Raw genomic sequence first — 25161 nt, forward strand, 5'->3', positions numbered from 1 at the left:
TCCCCCTCAGTCGTACACGATCCGGGCCGATCCACCGACCGGAACGTCGATACCCCACACCGCAGGCGGCGTCGTCGTCTCTCGGTGCACCTCGTGGCCCGAACAGTCCGAGACTACGAGGTCGGCAAGCCGGTTGCACGCACCTTCGACGTACAGTCCCCGCTCGGCGCCACCGTTCACCACGACGGTGCAGGACTCCTGGAGCCGTACGACAGGATTCGTGTACACGGCAACCACGGTCTCGGTGGCACCGATCGCGCGAACCTGCGTGTAGCGGGCATCTGGCCGTGACGGCAGCAGTACGCCGTGCTGCAACGCGTCGGCGTGATCGCGCATGAAGCCGAGCCAGTACCGGACCACCTGCTGGTGCCCGGGCGGCAGCGCGTCCAGTTCCATCGACACCTGCGGCGTACTGAACAACGCACCGATGAAGTGCTGCGCGACGTTCTCCGCCGGTGCCGACGGGTGCCACATCAGCATGTCGGAGTGCACCGCGCGGTCACCGGCGAGCAGGCGACAGTCGATCGTCCGGACACGGTTCTCCACCGCGTCGAGCGCGCAGTCCCCGGCGCGCAAGAACGTGCCGAACCGCCAGAGCCTCGGGTGCACGTAGTCCTGACGGAACTCGATCAGCACGTCGGGCCGCAGTTTCCGTAGCTCGTCGGTGACGGCCTGCAAGAACCGCTCCACGCCTTCGTCGACGGAGGAGCAGTCACTGCCCGGGGGCGGAGGGACGCTGCTCCGCGCCCAAGAATCGATGAAGTCGATCTTCAGCCCGTCGACGCCCCAGTCACGCACCGGACGAACGCAGCACTCCAGGAGGTGTTCGCGTACCTCGGGACAACGGGGGTCGAGGACGGCGGTCACCTCGCCGTCGGCGAAGCCGAGTGTGCGGTCCTTCAGCTTGCGCCAGGCCTTCGATTGCACACCGATCAGCGCCGGCGCGATCCACAGCACGTACTGCTGGCCGAGCGTGTGCACGCGGCGCACATGCTCGGCCATGTCCGGAAACTTGGGGCTGGTCGGCTCCCAATCGCCGCAGTATGCGTACCCGCGCCGAGTGTCGTCGGTCTGCCAGCCGTCGTCGACGATGATCGCCTTGGTGCCGTACGCCGTTCCGGCGCGGGCGTGCCGCTCGACGGACTCGGCCGAGACGTGCTGGTGGTCGCTGTACCAGGTCGAGTACATCGCCTGTCGAGCGACCGGCGGTACGTCGGCGATCCGGTCACCCAGCTCGGCCGTCCACTCGGCCGTCACGGCACGCAACGCCTCGGCGAAGTGCTGGGCCCGCGGATCGATCCGTAGGGCGAAGCCTTCGCCCTCGAGGTCCGTCACGGTCAGCTCGATCAGCTGTTCCGCGGTCTCCTCGCTCACTCCGACAGCGAAGTCGCACCCTCGGACGTTCGACGACAAGGAGATTGTCAACAGGCTGCGGTCCTGCGCGTCGACAAGCGTCGCGACGGGTGCGGAGCGGACGGACCGGACGTCGCGGTGCGAGCCCCAGTCGGTCGGGAGGTTGCGCCGTGATCCCTGGGCCGCCTGCCAGAGCGTCACCGCGTCCTCGGCCGGCCAGGTCCAGCGCAGCGTCACCGGACCGTCGGCAGCGACGTCGGCACTGACGTCGTACCGCAGGACATCGGGCTCGTCCGCCGCGCGCTCCGTCAGCGTGCCGGGGCCGGTCAGGCTCGCGCTGCGCACGATGCGACGGTCGCGGGAGCGGATCTCAAAGGTCGTCACGCGCCGGACTATAGCGGTAAAACAAGGCGTTTCGAAGTATTGACGGAATTGCACGGCATCCCTATGTTTTACCGCTAATATCCACCTTCTTCGAGGTGCCGCCGGGCCGGCTCTCAGCTCCGAACTCGCCGGTGTGGCCGTCTGCCGAAATCCGAACCATGAGAAGGAGAACTGTGATGCCGACCAACGAAAACCCCTTGGGGCGACCAATCACACGGCGTGGTCTCCTGGCCGCCGCGGCCCTCGCCGGAGTGGGCTCGAGCGCGGTGCTCACGGCCTGCGCCGGCGGGAGCGCGGGGGGCACTTCGAGCGCCGGAGGCAAGGACGGCGCCGGCGGTGCCGGCGGTGCCGGCGGCAAAGGCGGCACCGTGACCTGGGCCTCGTGGGCCAATCCGGGCGAGGCCGAGCGGTTCCGCCAGATCTCGAAGGACTACGAGGCCGCGCACGGTACCAAGGTCACCTTCCAGGTGGTCGTCGGCGACTACGGCGCCAAGCTGCTGACCCAGCTCGCCGGCAGCAGCGCTCCGGACGTCTTCTACGTGCAGGACTCAGGCATGCAGCGGCTCATCCAGAACAAGAAGGTCGCCGATTTCACCGAGTTCACGGCGAAGGCGGACGCGCCCGTCAAGATCGACGACTTGTACCCGAACCTGATGGGCTGGTGCAAGCCGGCCGACGGCAGTCCGGGCACCTATGGACTGGTCGTCGACTGCAACCCGATCGTGTTCTGGTTCAACAAGGACATGTGCGAGGCCGCCGGCATCACCCAGAACCCCGCGCAGCTGCACGAGTCCGGCGGCTGGAACCGGGACGCCGTCGACGACTTCCTGACCAAGATCAAGGCCACCGGCAAGCGGGGCATGATCCTGGAGGGCGGCTTCGGCCCCATGCTGAGCTGGATGACCGCGTTCGGCGGCAAGGTCGTCGAGGGCAACAAGATGATCTTCAACGAGGACGCGAAGTCGATGGAGACCCTCGAGTGGCTCTGGGAGGGGATGGCAGGAGGCAAGATCACCTACGGCGGGTCACTGCCGAAGGGGCAGGCCATCGACGCCCTGTTCTACAGCCAGCAACTCGCCAGCTGCCAGGTCGGACGCTGGATCCTGCCGAACCTCAAGAAGCTGAAGTTCGGCTACGACATCGCACCGTTCCCGTCCGCCGACGGGAAGACCGTCCCTCCGGCGATCGTCTACACCGCCGCCATGGCCGTGAACGCCAACGCCAAGGATCCCGAAGCCGCGATGTACTTCGCCACCCGGTTCGTCTCCAAGGACGGCCAGAAGGCCCGGCTCTCCGGCGGAGGCAACGCGGTGCCGGCCATCGCGGGGCTGGACGAGGTCGTGATGGAGAACAAGCAGCCCGAACACTGTGCCTGGTTCACGGAGGCCGCCAAGAAGGGCTACGCGATCCCGTCGGCCATCGCGTCCAAGGCGGAGGTCGGAGCCAACCTCGGCACCGAGATGGACAAGTCGATCAAGGCCGGCGACAGCGCGAAGGTCTGGGCCGACAAGATCTGCAAGTTCATCAACAACGGGAAGTGAGACATGGCGCTCGCAGCGGATGTGAAGCGCCGACGGCGGACCGAAGCGCTGTGGGGGTACGCCTTTCTCACCCCCCAGCTCATCGGCCTGATCGCCTTCATGGTGGGCCCCCTGATCTTCGCCATCGTCCTGTCGTTCTCGAGCTGGGACGGTCTGGGTTCGCGTACGTTCGTCGGCCTGCAGAACTTCATCGGTGTCTGGCAGGACGCCCAGTTGCGGCAGTCCTGGCTGAACACCGCGTGGTTCACCGCCCTCCAGGTCCCCGGACTGTTGATCACCGGCTTTTTCTTCGCGTTCTTCATCCAGAAGGCGGGGCGGCTGACGCCGTTCTACCGGATCTTTTTCTTCGCGCCGCAGGTCACGTCGACCGTCGCGGTGGGCGCCATCTGGCTCTGGCTGCTGAACCCCGAGATCAGTCCCGTCAACTCCCTGCTGAAGTCGCTCGGGCTGCCCAACCCGCCGGACTGGCTGCAGAATCCGCGGACGGCGATCCCGGCGATCGTCGTGGTGTCGATCTGGCAGGGCCTCGGCTACATGATCGTGATGTTCGTCGCCGGCCTGCAGAACATCTCGCCCACCCTGATGGAGGCCGCCGACATCGACGGCGCGTCGGAATGGCAGAAGCTGCGCAGGATCACCGTGCCGCTGCTGTCGCCGACCATCCTGTTCCTGTCGATCACCTCGATCATCGGGTCCTTCCAGGTGTTCGACTACATCTACTTCTTCTTCGACACCACAGCACCGGCGAACGCCCACACGATCGTGTACGACATCGTGAACTTCGCCTTCCGCCAGTTCAAGTTCGGGTTCGCCGCGGCCATCGCGGTGTACCTGTTCCTCATCCTGCTGGCGCTGACCGGCCTCCAGTTTCTTGCTCAGAAGAAATGGGTGCACTACACCGAATGACTTCCTCATCAAGCGAGATCGCCGCCCGGGACCTCGAGGCGGCGCGTCGGAAGAATGCTTCTCATGGCTTGCGCGCGGGGCGGTTCAAGCCGTCCTGGATTCCGCTGCACCTGCTGCTGATCGCGGGCTCCCTGGCGATGTTCGTGCCGTTCCTGTGGATGTTGTTCTCGGCCCTGAAGCCGCTCGACGAGATCTTCGCCCAGCCGCCGAAGCTGCTGCCGAAGCTCTGGCAGCCGCAGAACTTCGTCACCGCCTGGCAGGGCGCCGACTTCGCGCGGGCGTACTTCAACAGTGTCTACATCGCCGGCCTGGTCACGATCTTCACCCTGATCACCTGCTCGATGGCTGCCTACGCCTTCGCGCGGATCCGTTTCCCGGGGCGGAACCTGATCTTCGGCATCTTCCTGGCCACCCTGATGGTGCCGTTCCAGCTGACCGTGATCCCGCTGTACGTCATCATGGGGCAGCTCCGCTGGATCGACACCCACCTGGCGCTGATCGTCCCGCCGGCGTTGTTCAACGCCTTCGGTGTCTTCCTCCTGCGCCAATATGTCCGCGGCATTCCGCTGGAGCTGGAGGAAGCCGCCTCGATCGACGGCGCGGGGCGGGTCCGGATCTTCACGACCATTATCCTGCCGCTGCTGCGGACCCCGCTCGTGGCCCTCGGCATCTTCGTGTTCCTCGGACAGTGGAACTCGTTCTTCTCTCCGCTGATCTTCCTGAACAGCGATCGGAACTTCACGATTCCGCTCGTGGTCAACCAGTTCAAGGGCGCCTACTCCTCCGACTGGACGAGCCTGATGGCGGCCACGACCATGGCGGCGCTGCCGATGCTGCTCATCTTCATCATCGCCCAGCGTCAGATCGTGCAAGGCATCGCACTGTCCGGCTCGAAGACCTGACCTACCGAACGTCCGGCATCAGCACATCAGGTGATTCCGGACGTGCCGACCATCACAGGCTCGCCGGACCGGGGGCGGCGGGGCGGTAGGACGGGAGGGCCTCTGCGAGTGTGGGGTAGTGGTCCAGAGGGCGGCTGGTGGTGGTGGCCCGGATGAGGTCGCCCAGCCACTGGCCGGCACCGGACGTCCGGAGCCAGCCGCCGTGCCGGACCGCCAGCTCGTGGGCGTCGGCGAGGACCTCGAGGGCGCTCGCCTCCATCGCGGTGACGCGCCGCAGGTCGACCACGAGCCGCGGCAGCTTCGTGGTGATCACATGCCGCAACTCGTCGGCGAACGTGGTCACGGTGCAGACGTCGACCCTGCCCGCCACCCGGATCACCGCACAGTCGCCGACAGAGCTCCAGCTGCAGACAAACGGTCCGCTCACCTCTGCCGGGCGGCGAGCGGACCTGATCGCGCGGGGTTTGTTCATGCATACCGGTACCCGGCGGCTAACCCGCGCGGGCGGGAGCGCCCGGGCCGGACCTGCGCGGCCCGGCCCGGACGCCTCACGATCAGTTGACGACGATCTTGTCGACCTCGATCGTGACGCCCTTGACGAGTGGCGTCGAGGTGCCGGTCGTCACCGTGCCGGTCCCCTTCTGCACACCCTTGATGTTCATCGAGTACGTCATCGACCCGCCGGGCGCACCCGGCGTACTCGTGATCCGGTAGTCGGTCACCGGCGGACCGGAGATCTGGCCGCCGGCCGTGCCCTCGAAGTTCTCCGCACCGACCGTCAGCCCGTACGCCGGACCGGGATCACCCGGCAGGTTGCCCGGGTCGTAGGCGTAGGTGATGTCCTCGGTGCCGTTGATGCCGATCCACTGCTGGAACACCTTGGTACTCGAGGTGCCGAACAGGTTGACCCGCCATTCGAGGACGATCCAGCTGCTCACCCCGTCGGTCAGGACGGTGGCGTAGACGCCTGGCGCTCCGGTGCCGTCGAGGTCGGTCCAGAACGACGCGAGCACGTTGTTCGGCCGGGCCGGGTCGGGCAGCGTCTGCGGGACGAACTGGACGTCGTCACCGGTCGACGTACCACCGACGACCGAATAGCCGTTCGAGGTCACGCCGATCTTCGTGTACGTCTGGCCGGCGTACACGAACGCCGGGACGTTGAAGTTCACTGCCTGTTCGTCGCCGATCGGAGTGGGCGCGGTCCCGAACGCGTCGAGTGGGATGTAACCGAACAAGGACCCGGGCGCGATGGCCGGACTGTCGGGCTGGCGCCCGGCCAGGGTCGCGGTCTTCGTCGCGACCTGCGTGCCAACCTGGGTCGCGCCGGTGACGCTGTTCAGCCGCAGTTGCGAACTCAGCGTGCTGACCGCCGTCACGTCGGTGCTCTTCAGGCTGTTGTTCTGCACGGTGACCGTGCACGTCGACTGCCCGGTGTTCCGCGCGATGGTGGACGGCGTACAGGTCTGGTCGACCGGCACGATGCCCTCCTGGCGGAAGAACGCCACCGGCAGGTGCAACTGACGGCTGCCGCCGACCTGCTTCAGGTTGACCTGACCGAAGTACTGCCCGTCGGGTACGTCGGGCGCGGTGATGGCGATCGTCAGCTTCTGCGACTTGCCCGGCTTCACCTGGAACACCGGCGGCAGGACGCTGATGTTCGCACCGTTGACCGTCGTACCACTGGCGGAGAAGGTCAGCGTCTGGTTGGTCACGTTGGTGACCGTCCGCGTGGCGGTGATCAGCCCCGGCATCGTCGGCGCGTTCACCGACGGCAGGTTGAGATCGATCCGGTTCAGCGGGTCGGTGGCCGAGAGCGCATAGTTCGCCGCGGTCTCGTCCAGCGTCAGACCGGGGTCACCGGCCTTGGTGAGGTCGATCCGCCCGCCGCCGTAGTCGAACGGGTCGGCCGGGGTGGTGCGGTCCGGCTTGGTGACCGACGTCTTCGCGGTGGTCTCCAGCGCCGACTTGACCTGGCCGGGCGTCCACGACGGGTGCAGGGCGAGGACCAGTGCGGCGGAACCGGCGACGTGCGGTGACGACATCGACGTACCGGCGATCACCTGGTACAGGTTGCCGGGCGGCCCTTCGGCCGGGGACTCGGGAGTCGGCGTCTGGCCGGCCATGATGTGCAGACCCGGCGCGGTGACGTCGGGCTTGAGGAAGTCGCCGCCGGGGCCGCGCGACGAGAAATACGTCATCACGTCGCCCTGCCAGGCGGTCTTGGCGCCCTGGGTGAACGAGGCCGTGGTGCCCGGATGCGCCCCGAGGAACGCCAGCAGCGCATCGCCGTCCGGCTTCTCGAGTGCGACGGTCGGCAGCCAGTGGTTGTCGGTGAACACGTCGAACGGGAACGAGTTGTACAGCAGCATGCCGACGGCGCCGCCCTGCCTGACGTTGAAGCCCTTGAGGACCCGGTTCGGGCCGCGTTCGCAGACAACGATCTTGCCGGAGAACAGGCCCGGCGGAGCCGGAGTGGTGCACAGCGCGTCGTTGTACGGCGGAGCGGACGCGAGGACGACCGGTGCCGGCGTGCCGACGCCGGACGTGATCGACGCGCCGGACACCGTGGCCGTCGCGCCGCCGCCGGACAGTGTGACGGTCGAGCGGAACGTGCGGCTCTGCGTCGACGCCGCGACCGTGGTGACCCACGGGCCGCGGTGGTCGGTGGTGTTCGCGCCCGGACCGGAGTTGCCGGCCGAGGCGGACACGAAGACGCCGGCCGCGTACGCGTCCAGGAACGCGAGTTCGACCGGGTCGCTGTACGGATCGCTGCCGCCGGAGATCGAGAAGTTGATCACCCGGACGCCGTCCAGGATCGCCTGGGCGACGGCCTGCACGGAATCGGACGGGAAACAGCCCTCGGCGCCGCAGACCTTGTAGACCGACACGGCCGCGGCCGGTGCGATGCCGGCGAGTGCGCCGCGGTCGATCCCGAGCGGGTTGGCGTTCGCGACCGGGCCGCCGGCCGACGTCGAGGCCGTGTGTGTGCCGTGCCCGTTGGAGTCACGCGCACTGCTGGGATAGACGTCTCCGCCGATCACCGCGTTGTAGGTGTCGAGGAACGGCCGGCCGCCGATCAGCTTGTTGTTGCAGACGAACACGTCGGTCGCGGGCGTCAGCGGGTTGTCCCCGAAGTTGCAGGTGCGCGGCGTGCCGTCGGCCTTCGGCGGCGGCGCGGGCAGGGTACCCGGGTCGGCGAACGACGGGTGTTCCGGCCAGGCGCCACTGTCCAGGACGCCGACGATGATGCCCTTGCCGGAGTTCGCCGAGCCGCCGAGCTGGTTGTAGATCGTCGGGGCGCCGATGAACGAGCCGCTGGAGTCGGTGAGCATCTCCTGCGGGTTGTCCTGCTGGACCGCGGCCACGCCGGGCAGCTTCAGCAGGTCACGGGCCCGGTTCGCCGGCACGCTGACCGAGATCCCGCCGTACACCGTGCGCAGCCGCTGGCCGGCCTTCGCGGTCGGCACCCGTGTCTGCATCGCGGCGAGGAAGTCGTTCTCCATCGTGGACACGTGCTTCAGGTACTTGGTCGCGTTCGCGCTCTTCACGTCGAGGCGCTTGCCGGTGACCGACGGGCTGGTACCGGGCAGGCCCTTGATCCCGCCGCGGTACGCCGCCAGCGAGTCGTAGTCGAGCTTGACGACCACGCGGACCTGCTTGGCGGACGTGCTGTTCACCAGCGCGGGATCGCTCTTCGCGAGCTGCCCGCTGGGCGACTTCGCGCCGTTGACGATGCTCGCGACGGTCAGCGGCGTGGCCTTCCAGGGCCGGCCGTTCGGCGCGGTCGGGGACGGGTCTGCCGCCGCCGTCATCGCGGGCAGCAAGGCGGCGACGAGCAGACCGGCGGACACTCCGGCCATGACACTTCGCGGACTTCGTCGGTGGAACGGTGACCTCATGCGCGGGCCTCCAGTGAGACGGAAGAACGCCGTCACGGCAGGAGGCAGCGTCAGGAGACCCCCGACGAACGAATCAGGCCCTCACCCCTGTGACCGAACCCCCCCGGGACCGGCGTACGGCCGGCACCCCCGCGGCGCCTGCCTGTGCCCGAGGTTAAGCCCAGATTCCTTCCCGGGCCAGACTTCGGCGCATTCTCAGTCGCGACCGAGAATGCCTTGTTCGTAGCCCTTGGCCACGGCCGCCGCGCGGTCGGCGACCCCGAGTTTGGTGAAGACGTGGCTGAGGTGGGTCTTCACCGTGGCCTCGCTGATGAACAGTTCGCGCGCGATGTCGCGGTTCGACGTGCCCTTCGCGACCAGCTCGAGGACCTGCCGTTCGCGGGCGGCCAGCGGGCTCGGTGCCGGCGACCGGACGGCCGAGACCAGCCGGGAGGCGACGGCGGGGGAGAGCACCGTGCGACCGGCCGCCGCCTGCCGGACGGCGTTGAACAGCTCGTCCTGCGGCGCGTCCTTGAGCAGGTAGCCGGTCGCGCCGGCCTCGATCGCGGGCAGCGTGTCGGTGTCGGTGTCCCAGGTCGTCAGGACGAGCACCTTGGCGCGGATGCCGCGGCGGGTCAGCTCGGTGATCGCGTCGAGCCCACTGCCGCCCGGCATCCGCAGGTCCATCAGGACGACGTCCGGGTCCAGCTCGGCGGCCAGGTCGACCGCCTCGACGCCGTTGGCGGCCTCGGCGAGCACGGTGAAGCCGGGCGCCGACTCGAACATGCCGCGCAGCCCGTTCCGCACGACGGGGTGGTCGTCGACGAGGAGCAGCGAGATGTCAGCCATGGAGCACCAGCGGGAGACGCGCCGAGACCGCCGTACCGAAGCCGGGCTCGGACTCGACCGTCAGCGAGCCCGCGATGCGTTCGGCGCGGGCCCGCATGCCGTCGAGTCCGAAGCCGCCGGTGCCCGTCCGGGGGGTCAGCGCCAGCGGGTCGAAACCGTTGCCGTCGTCACGAATGTCCACTGTCACCTCGTCGTCCATGAAGCTGAGCGTGACCCCGACGCGGAGCGCGGCGGCGTGCTTGGCCACGTTCGCGAGGGCTTCCTGGGTGATGCGCAGGATGGTCGCGGAGACCTCCCCGTGCAGATGCTGCGCCGCACCGGTCACCGTGAGCTCCGCGGGTACGCCGGTCCGCTCGGCCCACTGGTCGACGGCCTTGCGGAGCGCCTCGGGGAGACCGTCGTGCGACAGACCGGCGGGCGCCAGGTTCTGCACCGAACGACGGGCTTCGCCGAGACTGTGCCGGGCCAGCTCGGTCGCGCGGCCGACGTGCTCGGTGACGGTGGCCGGATCGGTGGTGTTCGCGACCACCTGGAGCTGGGCGATGATGCCGGTCAGGCCCTGCGCGATGGTGTCGTGGATCTCCGCGGCCAGCCGGCGGCGCTCGTCGGCGATCCCCGCCTCGCGGGCCTGGACGAGCAGCTGGGCCTGCAGCGCGGCGTTCTCCTCGTGCGCCTGCTGGAGCTGCTCGATCGTGTCGGCGCGCGCCCGGGACCGCGCCTCCTGGCGGTCGGCGAAGTGCTTCACGACGGTGAGCAGCGCGTTGTTCGCGACCAGCAGGCCGGCGAAGGCGAGCCAGCCCGTGCGTCCTTCCGGCGGGAAGCGCCCGGTCTGCGCACTGGCGATCGGGATCGTGGTGACGAACAGTGCGAGCCGTTTCCGCCTCCGGCCCGGGATCACTTCGTCGGTGTCGTAGTAGCCCGCCGCCACGTAGAACGCGAAGAAGCCGCTCAGGGTCGTCAACGCGGCGGCGATCGCCCAGCGGATCACGTAGTACGTCACGGACACGGCATTCGGGCCGCGGTGCAGGCGGTGGCTCCAGCTCCACCACAACTGCAGGATCACCGCGGCGCCGACCAGCGCGTACGCCGCGATCTGGTCCCGGCCCGACGGCATGATCTCGCCCGCCGTCGCCAGCGCCAGCAGGAAGCTGAGGCCGAGCAGGAAGTACGGAGCCCAACGGTGGAACGCCGCCTCGTGCCGGTCGAGGTCGCTGTCCGTCGTTGTCACGGATCCAGTGTGCACGACCCGGCCCTACTCCCAGCGGAACCAGCGGACGGCCGCCGCGGACAGGACTGCCGCCCACGCGATCAGCACGCCCAGGTGGGACCAGTCCGGCCAATGCCCGGCCGCGGCCTGCTCGAGCGCCTGGGACGCGGCTCCGAACGGCAGCAGGACGACGATCTCGCGCAAGGTGTGCGGCATCGACTGGACCGGTGCCCACAGACCCGCCGAGAAGAGGCTCGGGAAGAACACCAACGTGCCGATACCGGTCGCGAGCCGCGCGGTCGGAGCGAGCGCCGAGATCAACGCGCCGAGCGCGAGCGCGGTGGTGACGGTGAGCAGGAACGCCAGCGCATACCCGAAGGCCTGCTTCGGCAGCTGGACGTCGAACGCCAGTCGTCCGATCGCCAGGCAGACCAACGCCGACAGCACACCCGCAGCGCCGTTCAGCCCCATCTGGGCGATCAGCAGCTCGGACGGGCGGACCGGTGTCAAGGACATCCGGCGCAGGATGCCGCGTTCGCGGTAGCCGGTGAGCACCGGCGGCATCGCCTGCAGACCGGTGACGATCAGCGCGACCAGGACGAGGGTCGGCACGTACACGTCGATGACCCGCATCCCGAGACCGGGGTCGAACTTCCGGAAGCTGCGGATCGACCCGAGGATCACCAGCAGCAGCGGCGGGAAGCCGAGCGTCCAGAACAGCGCGCCGGCCTCCCGGCGGAACAGCCGCGCCTCGGTCCGCAGCACGGCGGTGCGTGGCGATTGACGGCGGACCGGGGCGGTTGTGCTCGTGGTCACCTGGTGGCTCCTGTCAGGTCGAGGAAGGCGTCGTCGAGCGTCGCGTCGGTGACGCGGAGCTGGTGGGCGGTGATGCGGCGGCGGGCGAGCAGCGACAGCAGCGCGGTCACGGTCTCGTCGGAGCCGGCGAGGGTGATGCGGGCGTCCTTGTGCTCGATGCTCGCGACCGCCGGCAGCGCGGTGAGGTCCTCGTCGTCGAGCGGCGCCGACGGCGTGAACGAGATGATCGTGGATCCCGCCGTCCGGCTGATCAGTCCCTGCGGGGTGTCGAGCGCGGTGATCCGGCCCTTGTCGATCAGCGCGATCCGGTCGCAGAGGCGCTGGGCCTCCTCCATGAAGTGCGTGACCAGCAGAACCGTGACGCCGCGCTCGCGGACGTCCTCGACGATCTCCCAGGTCTCCCGGCGGGCGCGCGGGTCGAGGCCGGTGGTCAGCTCGTCCAGCACGACGACGCGCGGATTCCCGATCAGCGCGAGCGCGATGAACAGTCGTTGCTTCTGGCCACCACTGAGCACGCCGAACCGGTTGCTCAGCAGGCTCGCCAGGCCGAGGCGCTCGGTGAGCGGGCGCCAGTCGGCCGGGCGCGGGTACAGCGCGGCGTACAGCTCGAGGGCCTCGCGGACCGTGAGCTTGGCCTGCAGCTCGCTCTCCTGCAGCTGCGCGCCGAGCACCTGGGTGACGGCAGCATGGTCGGCGACCGGGTCGAGCCCGGCGATCCGGATCCGCCCGCCGTCAGGGACCCGCAGCCCCTCGACGCACTCGACGGTCGTGGTCTTGCCGGCGCCGTTCGGCCCGAGGATGCCGAAGATCTCGCCCTCGTCGACACCGAACGACACCCCGTCGACGACGGCGCGCCCGCCGTACACCTTGCGCAGCTCACTGACTTCGACGATCGGGGAAGCACTGGTCATGCATCGAGCTTCGCGGACGGCATACACCGCTCACATCGCCCAACGGGATACTCCCGCCATCAGCCATCCGGCTGATAGCGGGGAACCACTTGGCGAGGGTTCCCGGCGCACACACGCCTCCACCGGCAGACGCGGACCAGCCAGACACCCAGCTCTCCAGAGAAAACCGAGTGGCTTGGCGCATGGTCGCCTCGGCACGTAGGTGCGGTTTGCCTGGCCGCACCCGGCGCGCGCGGGCCGGGAGACATGCGTAGCTGGCAAGACCATGAGAACGGTGTTGCTGACCAGCAACCCCGCGGACAGCCGGCGGACCTGCTCCAGCAAGAGCTCGGCAAGACCGGACCATCAAGTTCGCCACAGTGCCCGACGACACCTTCCCCGCGATGTGCACGCCAGTTGCCGGGCAGAAAGCGCGAGCAGATCGACCGTCACATCCGAGACCCCGTGCCCAGCGGGTGGCAGCTGCAGCGGTCCGAGAGCGGCGCACCTGGCGGCCTGCGATCTTCTGCCGTGGCAGGTCGGGATCTGTGCCGACTTGCCGACTGGCACCGGCCGTGCATCCAGCCCTCAGTCGGATTGCCGTGTGTGGCTGGGTTCGACGGTCATCAATTGGTACATGAAGCAGCCCTGGGTTTGCTGGGGTGTGCTGGGATGTTTGCTGGTGTGGGCCCCCGAATAGCCCACAAAATAAGGGGATTCCGGCTCAGAAACTGTCGGTGGCGCCGTCTAGAGTCGATGCCATGGAACTTCTGGGCGAGCGGCCGGTGTGGTCGATGAGTGGCGGCGAACTGCTGTCCACCCTCGACACGCTGGAGGCCGAGCTCGCCCGTCTGGAGGCCTACCGGCTGAGCGTGGTCGCGGCGATCGAGTCCACCGGGTACGCCGCTGAGCTCGGCGCCCGCGACACCGCCGAACTGCTGCGTTTCCGGTACCGCCTGGACCCACCGGCCGCCCGCCGCACCCTCCGCCTCGCCCAGACCGCCCCGCACTACCCGGCCGTGGCCGCCGCCCTCAAGAACACTGCCTCCTGCGAGGAACCCGGCGAGGAACCCGGCGGGACGTCCGGAGGCGCTGGTGGTGGCTGGCTGCTGCGACCGGCGCAGGCGGCCGCGATCGTGTTCGGACTCGACCGCGTTCGGTCGCGGGTCCCGGTGGAACACCTGGACGCCGCCGCGGAGCAACTGGTCGGCCTGGCCGGCCACCTCTCACCGGGCGAACTGCGCACCGCCGCCAAGGAGATCGCCGACCTGCTCGACTCCGACGGCCCCGAACCCGAAGAACACAAGGCCTACGCCCGCGAATCCCTGACGCTCTCGGCCGCGGACAACGGCGTGAAGTTCAAGGGCTTCCTGGCCAACGAGAACGCCGAACTCCTGCGCGCCGTCGTCCACGCCGGGGCCCGCCCGCACAAGACCGTCGACGGCGAACACGACCCGCGCCCACGCGACAAGCGCCAGGCCGACGCGCTGTCGGATGCCTTGAGCATCGCCGCCGCCGTCTGGGACACCACCGGCCCCACCACCAGCCCCGCCACGGGCACCGAGGGCGCCGCGAGCACCGCGGGTACAGGGGACATGGCAGGCACCGCGGGCGCCGCGGCTTCCGCCGCTGAAGGCGCCGCGGGCGCAGAGGACACAGCCGGCACCGCGGGCACGGGTGGTCGGGTGGCCAGGTTCGGCGCGAAGGCCAACATCACCGTCACGATCGACCTCGAAGACCTCAGGTCCGCCACCGCGGACGCGCTCGGGCGCACCGTCTACAGCGGCGGGCTGTCCGCGGCCACGATCCGGCGCCTGGCCTGCGACGCGAACATCATCCCGCTGGTGCTCGGCTCGAACTCCGAACCGCTCGACGTCGGCCGCCGCGTGCGGCTGGTCACCGGGGCGATGCGCCGCGCCCTGGACGCCCGCGACCGCGGCTGCGTGGTCTGCGGAGCCCCGCCGGTCATGTGCGACGCCCACCACCTGATCTCCTGGATCGACGGCGGCGACACCAAAGTCTCGAACCTGGCCCTGCTGTGCCGCCGCCACCACACCGACCTGCACAGGGGCCACTGGCACATCACCATCCTCGACGGCGTCGTCCACGTCGCCCGCCCCAGCTGGGCCGAACCCGCACCCACCCCCACCACAGCCCGACGCACCGCACCCCCGCGCGCCCAACCACCGCGCACGGCACCACCGGACGCCCAGCCACCGCGTACGGCATCGCCGGAGGTCCAGCTACCCGATGGCGAGGAGACCATCGCCGATCGCTCGCGGTGGCGGGCCGACGCGGCTGCCCTGCAGCAAGCGGCCGCCTTCGCAGCTACCGGCTGAGACCGGTTCAAGCCGGACAGCACAACAACCTCCTACCTGCGGCCTGCGGGCAGGAGGCAGTTGTGCTGCAGCGGCGGGTCAGGAGACGGCGGAATCCTTCCAGCCGCCGGTCAAGTCCTGTGGAGTGGTGTACGGCGTCTGGTCCTTCGTTGTTGTGTGGTTAGGCGCTGATGGTGGCTGTGGTGGTGTCCTCCTAGGCAGGGCTGCTGGTGATGAGGGTGAGCGGCTGCGGTGGAGGGTATCGGGGCCGAGGTAGCGGCGGCCGTCGGCCCATTCGTCGTGTTGTTCGGCGAGGACGGCGCCGACGAGCCGGATGATCGAGGGGCGATCGGGGAAGATGCCGACGACGTCGGCGCGGCGGCGGATTTCGCGGTTGAGCCGTTCGTTGGGGTTGTTGGACCAGATCTGTCGCCAGACATCACGCGGGAACGCGTGAAGGCAAGGACGTCGGCGCGGGCGTCGTCGAGGTGGGTGTGCACCTCGGGCAGGGTGTGTTTGGTCTGGTCGAGCAGTTTGTCGTACTGGGTGTGCACCGCGGCGGCGTCGATCTGGTCGAACACCGAGTGCAGCATCGCTTTCACTCCGCCCCAGGCGTGTTTGGGGCAGGTGGCCATGAGGTTGGCGGTGTAGTGGGTGCGGCAGCGTTGCCAGGAGGCGCCGGGCAGGTTTGCGCCGATCGCGTCGACCAGGCCGGCGTGGGCGTCGGAGGTGACGAGTGCGACGCCGTTGAGGCCACGGGCGACCGGGTCTTTGAAGAACGTGTTCCAGCCGGCGCCGGATTCGGCGGTGGAGGTGGCGACTCCGAGGATCTCGCGGAACCCGCCGGTGTTCACCGCGGTGGCGACCATGTCCGCGATCTTGATCACCCGGCCGCCTTCGCGGACCTTCATCGTCAACGCGTCCGCGGCCAGGAACGTGTAGGGCCCTTCGTTGAGGGGTCGTTCCCGGAAGTCGCGGACCAGCTCGTCGAGATCCCTGGCCATGACCGACACCTGCGACCTGGACAGGCCGGTGATGCCCAGCGATTGCACCAGCCGGTCCATCCGCCGGGTCGAGACCCCGAGCAGGTAACACGTCGCCACCACCGATGTCAGCGCCGCCTCGGCGCGCCGGCGCCGTTCCAGCAGCCCAGTCCGGGAAGTACGAACCCTCGCGCAGCTTGGGCACCGCGACGTCCCGCGTGCCGACCCGGGTCTCGAGCTCGCGGTGGCGGTAGCCGTTGCGGGAGTTCACCCGGCCCATCACGCGGTGACCGCGCCCACGTCTATGCCCGGGCCGACCACCACGCCTTACAGCACTCTGCTGGACGCAACTTCGCGCCCTTCGTCTCTTACCGGCCACACGGATCTGCGTGTGTGGCCGTCGTCCCCGCTCGTGGTGACAAGGCGGAACGAGGCTGCCGTCAACGCGGACCTGGGCTGCTCGCGGGGTCGGGTGGTGCTAGGGCGGCGTACGGTAACAGCCTCGGTTGAGCCGCTCCTGACTCCTTGGCGGTTTTGGATTCCGGGAGTGCTGAATGCTCCTGCCGCTCTCTCCTCTTACCTACTTCGCGTAGAGGGCCTCGACGTCCGTGCCGTACTTCTCCATCACGATATGGCGGCGCAGCGACAGCTTCAGCGACAACTCGCCGGACTCCTGGGTCCAGTCGATCGGCAGGATCGAGAACTTCTTGATCGCCTCCGCGTGCGAGACCGAGGCGTTCGCGTCGTCGATCGCCTTCTGGACCTCGGCGATCAGCTCGGCGTCCCGGGTCAGCTCGGCCGGGTCGGTCGGCTTCCCGCGCTCGGTCGCCCACGGCACGATGGTCTCCGGGTCGATCGTGATCAGCGCGGCGATGAACGGCTTGCCGTCGCCGACCACCATGCACTGGCTGACCAGCGGGTGCAGCCGGATCTGGTCCTCGAGCAGCGTCGGCGCGACGTTCTTGCCGCCGGCCGTCACCAGGATCTCCTTCTTCCGGCCGGTGATCTTGATGAACCCGTCGACGTCGAACTCGCCGAGGTCGCCGGTGTGGAACCAGCCGTCCGCGTCGATCGCGGCCGCGGTCGCCTCGTCGTTCTTCCAGTACCCCTGCATCACCTGGCCGCCCTTGAAGAGCAGTTCGCCGTCGTCCGCGACGGCGACGGTCACGCCGGGCAGCGGGCGGCCGACGGTGCCGATCCGGATGTCGTCGGGCAGGTTCACCGACACCGCGGCGGTGGTCTCGGTGAGGCCGTAGCCCTCCAGGACCGGTACGCCGATGCCGCGGAAGAAATGGCCGAGCCGGTCGCCGAGCGGGGCGCCGCCGGACACGGCGTACTGCACCTGGCCGCCGAGCACCGCCCGCAGCTTGCCGAAGACGAGCCGGTCGAAGAGCAGGTGCTTGGCCTTGAGGCCGAACGACGCGCCGCCCTTGTCCTGGGTCTGCGAGTACGCGATCGCGGTCTCCGCGGCGGCGTCGAAGATCTTGCCCTTGCCGTCGGCGTGCGCCTTCTGGCTGGCCGAGTTGAACACCTTCTCGAACACCCGCGGCACGCTCAGGATGAACGTCGGCCGGAACGCGCCCAGGTCGTCGACGAGGTTCTTCACGTCGGCGCTGTGCCCGACCTTGACCCGCTTCATCACGCAGCCGACCTGGATGATCCGGGCGAACACGTGCGCCAGCGGCAGGAACAGCAGCGTGCTCGCGCCGGTGGTGTCGAACAGGTTGTCGAGGATCTTCACCGCCGGGTTGAGCTCGTCCATGAAGTTCGAGTGGCTGATCTTGCAGCCCTTCGGGCGGCCCGTCGTGCCGGAGGTGTAGATCAGCGTGGCCAGGTCGTCCGGCGTGACCGCGGAGCGGCGCTTGTCGAACTCGGCGTCGGAGATCTCCTGGCCGAGCGCGGTGAGCTGGTCGACGGCGCCGGCCTCGATCTGCCAGACCTCCTGCAGCGCCGGCGCCTCCGCCCGGGCGGACTCGACCACGGCGCCGTGGGTCGCGTTCTCGACGACGGCGACGACCGCCTCGGAGTCGGTCAGGATCCACTGGACCTGCGACGGCGACGAGGTCTCGTAGATCGGCACGGTGACCGCGCCGATGCTCCAGATCGCGTAGTCGACCAGCGTCCACTCGTACCGCGTCGGGCTGAGCAGGGCGACCCGCTCGCCGTGCTTCACGCCGGCGGCGATCAGGCCCTTCGCGACACTCGTCACCTGCCGCGCGAACTCGGCCGCGGTGATGTCGGTCCAGGTCGTGCCGGTGCGGCGGCTGAACACGGCGGTGTCGGGATGCGAGGACGCGTTCGCCCACACCGGGTCGCTCAGGCTCCCGCTGGGCGCTTCTGTCACAGCAGGAACGGTGTACTCACGCATCCGCGTCTCCTCAGTCGGTCACGAATTGTCGACTTCCGGCGCACGCTACAGTCACCTACCCACAAGTAGCCAGGTTTATGTGACCCACGGAACTATGGACTAGCTTCTAGCCATGCCGTTGCTCGACATCAGTTGCGACGACCTGGTCGTTGCTGATCCAGCCTACGTCGCCGAGCGGCTCGGTTCGGACACCCTCTGGCGCGAGTGGTGGCCGGACCTGACTCTGACGCCGTCCGAGCGGCGCGGCCTGGAGGGTGTCCGGTGGGCCGTCACCGGTGCCGCGATTGGTACGGCGGAGTGGTGGCTGGAGGCGGTCCGCGACGGGGTCGTCGTGCACTGGTACCTGCGGGTCGACCCCGCGAAACCGGTCCGCGGCCGCGCGGCCGAACGTTTGAAGGAGCGGTACGTCGCGGCGTACCGGAAGCGGCTGTGGGCGTTCAAGGACGAAGCCGAAGCGGGCCGCGCGGCGGGCGAACGCCGTCCCGGGGCCGATCCCGCGATAGTCTCCGGTGAGGACATCGGCCCACCGGCCGGTCCCTCGCACCAGACCCGACCGGCGAAGAGGTGAATCGATGGCGGAACAGACCACCTCGACCATCCAGGTGAACGCGACCCCCAAAGAGATCATGGCGGTGATCGCGGACTTCGCGGCGTACCCGGAATGGGCCGACTCGATGCGGGAGACCGAGGTGCTGTCCACCGACGAGGCCGGCCGGCCGAACAAGGTGCGCTTCAAGGTGGACGCCGGCGCGATCTCCGACGAGTACACGCTGGCTTACGTCTGGTCCCGCAACGAGGTGACCTGGACGCTGGTCGAGGCGAAGATGGTGAAGGGTATGGACGGCGCCTACGTCCTGAAGGACCTGGGTGCAGAGGGGACTGAGGTGACCTACCGGCTGGCGGTGGACGTGGCGATCCCGATGATCGGGATGCTCAAGCGCAAGGCCGAGAAGGTCATCATCGACACGGCCCTGAAGGGCTTGAAGAAGCGCGTCGAGTCGTAAGCCAGTGACTCGGGTTCTGCTGTATACGGGTAAGGGCGGCGTGGGCAAGACCACGTCCGCCGCGGGGACGGCCACGCTCGCGGCGCTGCGCGGGCTGCGCACGCTGGTGCTGTCGACGGACGCCGCGCACTCGCTGTCGGACGCGTTCGACTCCGAGGTCGGGCCGGAGCCGACCGAGATCGACGACCTGCTGTTCGTCCAGCAGATCGACGCGCAGCGCAAGTTCGAGCGCTCCTGGGGCGACATCCAGAGCTACCTGCGGTCGGTGCTGCACACGGTCGGGGTGGACCCGATCGAGGCCGAGGAGCTGACCGTGCTGCCCGGCGCCGCGGAGGTGCTCGCGCTGCTCGAGGTGCGCGACCACGTCCGGTCCGGCCGCTGGGACGTGATCGTCGTGGACTGCGCGCCGACCGCCGAGACGCTGCGGCTGCTGGCGTTGCCGGAGGCCCTGAACTGGTACCTCGAGCGGATCTTCAACGCCGAGCGCAAGATGATGCGCACCTTCCGCCCGTTCCTGAACCGCGGCTCGAGCATCCCGGTGCCGGACGACACCGTCTTCGACGCGCTGCGGCGGCTGCAGGCCGACCTGTCGGACATCCGCACGCTGCTGGCCGGCCCGGACGCCTCGGTGCGGCTGGTCCTGACGCCCGAGGCGGTCGTGGTCGCCGAGGCCCGGCGCTCCCTGACCCGGCTGTCGCTGTACGGGTACCGCGTCGACGGCGTCGTGGCGAACCGGGTGTTCCCGGCCGCCGGCGCCGACAGCTGGCGCCGGCAGTGGGTCGCCGCGCAGCGCGGGATCCTCGAGGAGGTCGCGGACTCGTTCCGCCCGCTGCCGATCTGGGAGTCGCCGTACCGGGTCTGTGAGCCGGTCGGCGTCGAGGAGCTGGCCGCGTTCGCGGTCGAGATGTACGGCGGGGACGACCCGTTCGCGCGGGCCACCGCCGACACGTCGCTGTGGGTGGACCGGCACATCGACACCGACGGCCGGACGTACACGCTGACGATGCCGTTGCCGTTGGCATCCGCCGACGAGCTGGAGCTGGCGCGGCACTGCGACGAGCTGATCATCACCGTCGGGTCGTACCGCCGCGTGCTGCCGCTGCCGGCCGCCCTGGCGCGCGGCGTGGTCGCGGGCGCCCGCCTCGACGAAGGCCGGCTGCAGGTGCGGTTCTCGCCGCGGGAGACCGCCCGGCCGGCCGCGCCCGAGATGCCGAGCGGATCCGGTCCGCTGGAGTCGGCGCAGGAGCTGGCCCAGGGCCTGACCGCCGAGTACCACGAGCAGCTGAGCCGGCACGAGGCCGCGCGGTGAGCAAAGAACCTATCGGCTCGGTCGCCGAGGAGGCGGCGAAGCTGTTCGCCGTCCTGCAGAACGCTGCCAAGGACGCCCCGCCCGCTGACGAGAATGCCGCCGAGCACGAGCACGAGCACAAGCTGGGGCCGGACTGTGTGTGGTGTCCCGTGTGTCAGCTGATCCACCGGGTGCGGAACACCAGCCCGGAGACGGTCGAGCAGCTGTCGACGGCTGCCGCGCACGTGCTGGGCTCGTTGAGATCTCTGCTGGAGGCCGCCGCGGACGCGGCCCGGCAGGCGCGGGAGGACGCAGCGTCGCGGTCCTCCGCAGCGGAGGAGGAACCGGCCCAAGAAGCGACCCGGTCCCGGGTGGACCGGATCGACGTGAGTGAGGACCCCGAACCATGGGACTGACGATCGGCATCGATGTCGGCGGTACGAAGATCGCCGCCGGCCTGGTCGACGAGACCGGCGCCATCATCGCGCGGACGCAACGCGACACCCCGGCCGACTCGACCGACGCGACCGCGGCGGCGATCTGCGACGCGGCCGCCGAGCTGATCGCGGCGCACGCCGTGGAGGCGGTCGGGATCGGCGCCGCCGGGTTCGTCTCGTCGGACCGATCGACCGTGCTGTTCGCGCCGAACCTGGCCTGGCGCGACGAGCCGCTCGGCGCGCGGGTCGCCGCGGAGCTGAACATCCCGGTCGTGGTCGAGAACGACGCGAACGCGGCCGCCTGGGGCGAGTTCGCGTTCGGCGCCGCGAAGGACGTCGAGCACATGGTCTGCATCACGGTCGGCACCGGGATCGGCGGCGGCGTCGTGGTGGACGGTGAGCTGCTCCGCGGCGCCAACGGCGTGGCGGCCGAGCTCGGCCACATGCGCGTCGTCCCCGGTGGACACCGGTGCGGCTGCGGTTCCCGCGGCTGCCTGGAGCAGTACGCCTCCGGCAAGGCGCTGGTGCGTGAGGGCAGGGCCCAGGCCGAGTCGGGTTCGCTGGCGGCGGTGCAGATGCTGAGCGTGTGCGGCATCGCCGACCCGGCCGAGCTGACCGGCCCGATGATCACCGACGCGGCGATGCAGGGCGACCCGTGCGCCGTCGAGCTGCTCGAGGACCTCGGCCGCTGGCTCGGTGAGGGAGTGGCCAGCCTGGCGACCATCTTCGACCCCACCCTGGTCGTGGTCGGCGGCGGTGTGAGCGCGGCGAAGGACCTGATCATGAAGTCCGCGGTGCAGGCGTTCGAGAGGGTGCTGCCCGCCAAGGCGAACCGCCCGCACGCACCCTTCACCCTCGCCGAGCTGGGCAACGACGCCGGCCTGATCGGTGCCGCCGACCTGGCCCGGCAGCCGGCCGCGGTGCCGGTGACGTCCCGATGATTGTCCTGACCTGGGATACTGGAGGCTGTCCGGCGGGGGTCGCGAGAAGGGTCGAACCTTGGCTTTGACGCAGGCTTTGACGATCGGGATCGACATCGGCGGGACCAAAGTGGCCGCCGGAGTGGTCGACCCCGAAGGCAACATCCTGGACCGGTTGCGCCGCGACACGCCGACCAAGGACCCCAAGGAGACCGAGGACGCGATCGCCGAGATCGTCCACGACCTGGAGTCGCGGCACGACGTGATCGCGGTCGGCATCGGCGCCGCCGGCTTCGTCGACGGCACCCGGTCGTCGGTGCTGTTCGCGCCGCACCTCGCCTGGCGGCACGAGCCGCTGCGGGACGCGGTGGAGCGCCGGCTCGGCCTGCCGGTCGTGGTCGAGAACGACGCCAACGCGGCCGCCTGGTCGGAGTGGCGGTTCGGCGGCGGCCAGGGCGAGAGCCACCTGGTCTGCGTCACGCTCGGCACCGGCATCGGCGGCGCGATCCTGAACGACGGCGCCTTGCAGCGCGGGAAGTTCGGGATCGCGGGCGAGTTCGGGCACATGCAGGTGGTCCCCGGCGGCCACCGCTGCGAGTGCGGGAACCGCGGCTGCTGGGAGCAGTACGCGTCCGGCAACGCGCTCACCCGGGAGGCCCGGGAGCTGGCGCTGTCCGGTTCGCCGGTCGCGCACAACCTGCTCCGGGCCGCCGGCGGCGACCCGAGCAAGATCAACGGCCCGATGGTGACCGAGCTGGCCAAGGACGGCGACCCGGTCGCGGTCGAGCTGCTCGAGGAGGTCGGCCGCTGGCTCGGTGTCGGCCTTGCGAACCTGGCCGCCGCGCTGGACCCGGGCACGTTCGTGATCGGCGGCGGCGTGTCCGACGCGGGCGAGCTGCTGCTGGCGCCGGCGCGGGAGGCGTTCAAGCGGACGCTGACCGGTCGCGGGTTCCGCCCGGAGGCCCGGATCGTCCGCGCGGTGCTCGGTCCGGAAGCGGGTCTCGTCGGCGCGGCCGACCTGGCCCGTGAAGAGGCCACCTGGCTGCGCCGGGTGCGGGTGAAGACCACGGCCGTGACCGCGAAGACGGCCGCGGCGCGTGGACGCTCGACGCGGCTGGAACGGGCCGCCCGCAAGTCCGCGGGACGCCGTACCGGGATGCGTGCCGCCGCGTCCGACCACGACCTGCACCACGCCGACCCCGACGCATGACCGACGGCTCCCTCCGGGTGCTGTCGTACAACGTGCACCGCTGGGGTGACGACCGTGCGGCGCTGGCGCGGGTGGTGCGGGCGTGCGCGCCGGACGTGATGCTGGTCCAGGAGGCGCCGACCTGGTTCGGGACGCGGCGCAAACGGCGGGCGATGGCCGCGACGTTCGGCCTGCGGTACGTCGCGGCGTCCGCCCGGAACGCGATCCTGATTGCCGACGGCATCGAGTTCGCCGAGCCGCTGCAGTGGCGGATCTGGCGGCCGTTCGTCCGCCGCCGGCTGAACTTCATCGCCACCCAGCTCCCCGGCGGAGCCGTCGGCGGCTACATCCTCGTCGGCGCCACCCGGCTCGCGGTCGTCTGCTGCCATCTCGGCCTGCACATCCTCGGCCGCCGGCGTGAACTCGAGCAGATCCTGCGCCGTTGCCGGACCTTCGGCACGCCGTACCTGCTGGCAGGCGACCTCAACGAGGAACCCGACGGCCCGGTCTGGAAACGCCTCACCGAAGAGGGCCTCACCGACCTCGGCGCCGACGCCGGTCCCACCTTCAGCTCCACCAACCCCCACAAACGCATCGACGGCGCCCACCTGTCACCAACACTCCAGGGCCGCATCCTCCCGCTACCCGCGTCGGCCGAGGACCTGGCCGCCGCCTCCGACCACCTCCCGATGCTGATCGAGATCAGCGTCGGGTAGTCAGCTCTTCTTGCGGTTCAGGAAGGCGAGCATGGCTTCCTGGGCGGCGGGGGAGCCGAACAGGGAAGCGGAGAGTTCGGCGAGGTCTTTGCCGCGGGCATCGATGTCGGCGAGGAGCTCGCGATTGACGAGCTTCTTGGTCTCGCGCAGGCCCTGCGGGACGCCCTTCAGCAGCGACGTCAGCACGGTGTCGACGGCGCTGTCCAGGTCGGCGTCCGGCACGGTCAGGGTGAGCAGCCCGAGCCGCGCGGCCTCGAGCGCGTCGAAGCCGTTGCCGGTGAGGAACGTGTACGCCGCGGCGCGGTCCGTGAGCCGGGGGAGGACCGTCAGCGAGATCGTCGCTGCCGCGAGGCCCAGCCGGACCTCGGTGAGCGCGAACGTCGCGCTCTCCCCGGCCACGCTGATGTCCGCGGCCGCCACGATCCCGATCCCGCCGGCTCGCACCGGCCCGGCCACCCGCGCGACAACCGGCTTCGGGTTCGCCACGATCGCCCGCTGGACGTCGACCATCCGCTGCGCCCCGACGCCCATCCCGACCGTCGTCGCCTCCGACAGATCCGCGCCCGAGCAGAACACGTCCAGCGCCGACCGAACCACGATCACCCGCACGGCATCGTCCGCCCCCGCCGCCGCCAACCCCTCCAGCAACTCACCGGTCAACTGCTGCGACAGCGCGTTCTTGTTGTGCGGCGAGTCCAACGTGATCGTGGCCACACCGCCGGCGACGTCCAGGTGCACGAGTTCGGTCATGCCGTCATCCAAACATCCTTACGGCCCCGGGGGGGAGGTCCTGGGGCTCAGTGGATCGGCGTGCCGGTGCGTGATCTTCCACTCGTTGTCCTCGAGGCGGAAGATCATCGTGGCGCGCAGTTCGTGCGGGACCGGGGCGGGCTGGGTGGCGTGGTGGACGGTGCAGCGCTCGATCGCGACCGTGTACGCCGTATCCGCGCCGACGTAGGTGTCGAGGTACTCGAAGTCGACCGTCCCGCCGGTGTCGCGGAACTGCGAGGACGCCCACTCGTACCGGGGCCCGATCTCGGACCAGCCGACCTCCTGGCCGCCGAAACCGCCGAAGATCGAGCTCTGCTCGCTGCGTGACACCAACGGCAACCACAGCGACGGATCGCCGTTCACGAACGCGGTGTTGGCCTCCTCGAACCGTCGCAGGAACGTTTCGAAGTCCTGGTTCATGACTCCAGCCTCTACTCCGGC

Annotated in this window: 21 protein-coding genes and 1 pseudogene; 11 read left to right on the forward strand and 11 right to left on the reverse strand. The window is 69.6% G+C overall.

Annotated features, from left to right (window positions below):
* Positions 1-6: 6 nt before the first annotated feature.
* The gene (locus tag AB0L64_RS14185; RefSeq protein WP_363710559.1) at positions 7-1737 is read right to left on the reverse strand and encodes a glycoside hydrolase family 36 protein; all 1731 of its coding nucleotides are present in this window, start codon (positions 1735-1737) and stop codon (positions 7-9) included.
* A gap of 176 nt (positions 1738-1913) precedes the next feature.
* Here AB0L64_RS14185 and AB0L64_RS14190 point away from each other — a divergent pair, with 176 nt between their 5' ends.
* From AB0L64_RS14190 to AB0L64_RS14200, 3 genes are read left to right on the forward strand one after another with little or no spacing between them, the layout of a single operon-like run.
* The gene (locus tag AB0L64_RS14190; protein ID WP_363710560.1) at positions 1914-3278 is read left to right on the forward strand and encodes an extracellular solute-binding protein; all 1365 of its coding nucleotides are present in this window, start codon (positions 1914-1916) and stop codon (positions 3276-3278) included.
* A 3-nt stretch (positions 3279-3281) separates the two neighbouring features.
* On the forward strand, positions 3282-4184 hold the full coding sequence (locus AB0L64_RS14195) for a sugar ABC transporter permease (protein ID WP_363710561.1): 903 nt from the start codon (positions 3282-3284) through the stop codon (positions 4182-4184).
* Positions 4181-5086: a carbohydrate ABC transporter permease gene (locus AB0L64_RS14200; RefSeq protein ID WP_363710562.1), complete on the forward strand. Its 906-nt coding sequence runs from the start codon at positions 4181-4183 to the stop codon at positions 5084-5086. The genes AB0L64_RS14195 and AB0L64_RS14200 overlap by 4 nt, the downstream gene beginning before the upstream one ends.
* A gap of 52 nt (positions 5087-5138) precedes the next feature.
* Here the strand turns inward: AB0L64_RS14200 and AB0L64_RS14205 are convergent, their stop codons facing one another.
* The 6 genes from AB0L64_RS14205 to AB0L64_RS14230 form a co-directional block, all read right to left on the reverse strand.
* A complete protein-coding gene (locus AB0L64_RS14205; protein ID WP_363710563.1) occupies positions 5139-5558 on the reverse strand; it encodes an STAS domain-containing protein in 420 nt (139 codons plus the stop codon).
* 82 nt (positions 5559-5640) lie between these two features.
* Positions 5641-8946 (reverse strand): S8 family serine peptidase, encoded by a 3306-nt coding sequence (locus AB0L64_RS14210; protein ID WP_363710564.1) that lies wholly within the window; start codon positions 8944-8946, stop codon positions 5641-5643.
* 234 nt (positions 8947-9180) lie between these two features.
* Positions 9181-9813 carry a response regulator transcription factor gene (locus AB0L64_RS14215; protein ID WP_359933302.1) on the reverse strand — a complete coding sequence of 211 codons (633 nt, stop codon included), beginning with the start codon at positions 9811-9813 and terminating at the stop codon, positions 9181-9183.
* Entirely contained in the window at positions 9806-11041 is a 1236-nt protein-coding gene (locus tag AB0L64_RS14220; RefSeq protein WP_363710565.1) for a sensor histidine kinase, read from the reverse strand. The genes AB0L64_RS14215 and AB0L64_RS14220 overlap by 8 nt, the downstream gene beginning before the upstream one ends.
* A 24-nt stretch (positions 11042-11065) precedes the next feature.
* The gene (locus AB0L64_RS14225) at positions 11066-11836 is read right to left on the reverse strand and encodes an ABC transporter permease (protein WP_363710566.1); all 771 of its coding nucleotides are present in this window, start codon (positions 11834-11836) and stop codon (positions 11066-11068) included.
* Positions 11833-12747 carry an ABC transporter ATP-binding protein gene (locus AB0L64_RS14230; protein ID WP_363710567.1) on the reverse strand — a complete coding sequence of 305 codons (915 nt, stop codon included), beginning with the start codon at positions 12745-12747 and terminating at the stop codon, positions 11833-11835. Before AB0L64_RS14230 ends, AB0L64_RS14225 begins: the two co-directional genes overlap by 4 nt.
* 740 nt (positions 12748-13487) lie before the next feature.
* Here AB0L64_RS14230 and AB0L64_RS14235 point away from each other — a divergent pair.
* Positions 13488-15065, forward strand: a complete 1578-nt coding sequence (locus AB0L64_RS14235; RefSeq protein WP_363710568.1) for a DUF222 domain-containing protein — start codon at positions 13488-13490, stop codon at positions 15063-15065.
* 246 nt (positions 15066-15311) lie between these two features.
* Here the strand turns inward: AB0L64_RS14235 and AB0L64_RS14240 are convergent.
* Together AB0L64_RS14240 and AB0L64_RS14245 are read right to left on the reverse strand one after the other, a co-directional pair.
* Positions 15312-16307 (reverse strand): annotated as a pseudogene (locus tag AB0L64_RS14240) (IS256 family transposase); the annotation flags it as partial.
* 300 nt (positions 16308-16607) lie between these two features.
* The gene (locus tag AB0L64_RS14245; protein WP_363710569.1) at positions 16608-18395 is read right to left on the reverse strand and encodes an AMP-dependent synthetase/ligase; all 1788 of its coding nucleotides are present in this window, start codon (positions 18393-18395) and stop codon (positions 16608-16610) included.
* A 112-nt stretch (positions 18396-18507) separates the two neighbouring features.
* On the opposite strand from AB0L64_RS14245, the gene AB0L64_RS14250 reads away from it, so the two are divergent.
* From AB0L64_RS14250 to AB0L64_RS14280, 7 genes are read left to right on the forward strand one after another with little or no spacing between them, the layout of a single operon-like run.
* Complete coding sequence (locus tag AB0L64_RS14250; protein ID WP_363710570.1) at positions 18508-18963, forward strand: polyketide cyclase / dehydrase and lipid transport; 456 nt, start codon at positions 18508-18510, stop codon at positions 18961-18963.
* A 4-nt stretch (positions 18964-18967) separates the two neighbouring features.
* Complete coding sequence (locus tag AB0L64_RS14255) at positions 18968-19399, forward strand: SRPBCC family protein (RefSeq protein ID WP_131342091.1); 432 nt, start codon at positions 18968-18970, stop codon at positions 19397-19399.
* Between the two features lie 4 nt (positions 19400-19403).
* Positions 19404-20708 (forward strand): ArsA family ATPase, encoded by a 1305-nt coding sequence (locus AB0L64_RS14260; protein ID WP_363710571.1) that lies wholly within the window; start codon positions 19404-19406, stop codon positions 20706-20708.
* Positions 20705-21103, forward strand: a complete 399-nt coding sequence (locus AB0L64_RS14265) for a hypothetical protein (protein ID WP_363710572.1) — start codon at positions 20705-20707, stop codon at positions 21101-21103. Before AB0L64_RS14260 ends, AB0L64_RS14265 begins: the two co-directional genes overlap by 4 nt.
* Positions 21094-22065: an ROK family glucokinase gene (locus AB0L64_RS14270; protein WP_363710573.1), complete on the forward strand. Its 972-nt coding sequence runs from the start codon at positions 21094-21096 to the stop codon at positions 22063-22065. Before AB0L64_RS14265 ends, AB0L64_RS14270 begins: the two co-directional genes overlap by 10 nt.
* A gap of 58 nt (positions 22066-22123) precedes the next feature.
* Entirely contained in the window at positions 22124-23254 is a 1131-nt protein-coding gene (locus AB0L64_RS14275) for an ROK family glucokinase (RefSeq protein WP_355689824.1), read from the forward strand.
* On the forward strand, positions 23251-23949 hold the full coding sequence (locus tag AB0L64_RS14280; RefSeq protein WP_363710574.1) for an endonuclease/exonuclease/phosphatase family protein: 699 nt from the start codon (positions 23251-23253) through the stop codon (positions 23947-23949). Before AB0L64_RS14275 ends, AB0L64_RS14280 begins: the two co-directional genes overlap by 4 nt.
* Here AB0L64_RS14280 and AB0L64_RS14285 read toward each other — a convergent pair whose 3' ends face one another.
* Together AB0L64_RS14285 and AB0L64_RS14290 are read right to left on the reverse strand one after the other, a co-directional pair.
* Positions 23950-24699 carry an enoyl-CoA hydratase-related protein gene (locus AB0L64_RS14285; RefSeq protein WP_363710575.1) on the reverse strand — a complete coding sequence of 250 codons (750 nt, stop codon included), beginning with the start codon at positions 24697-24699 and terminating at the stop codon, positions 23950-23952. It lies immediately after the preceding gene.
* Between the two features lie 18 nt (positions 24700-24717).
* Positions 24718-25140, reverse strand: coding sequence for a nuclear transport factor 2 family protein (locus AB0L64_RS14290; protein ID WP_363710576.1), 423 nt, complete (start codon positions 25138-25140; stop codon positions 24718-24720).
* Positions 25141-25161 lie beyond the last annotated feature (21 nt).

This window comes from Kribbella sp. NPDC051936 (genome assembly GCF_040680955.1).
Taxonomy (GTDB): Bacteria; Actinomycetota; Actinomycetes; order Propionibacteriales; family Kribbellaceae; genus Kribbella.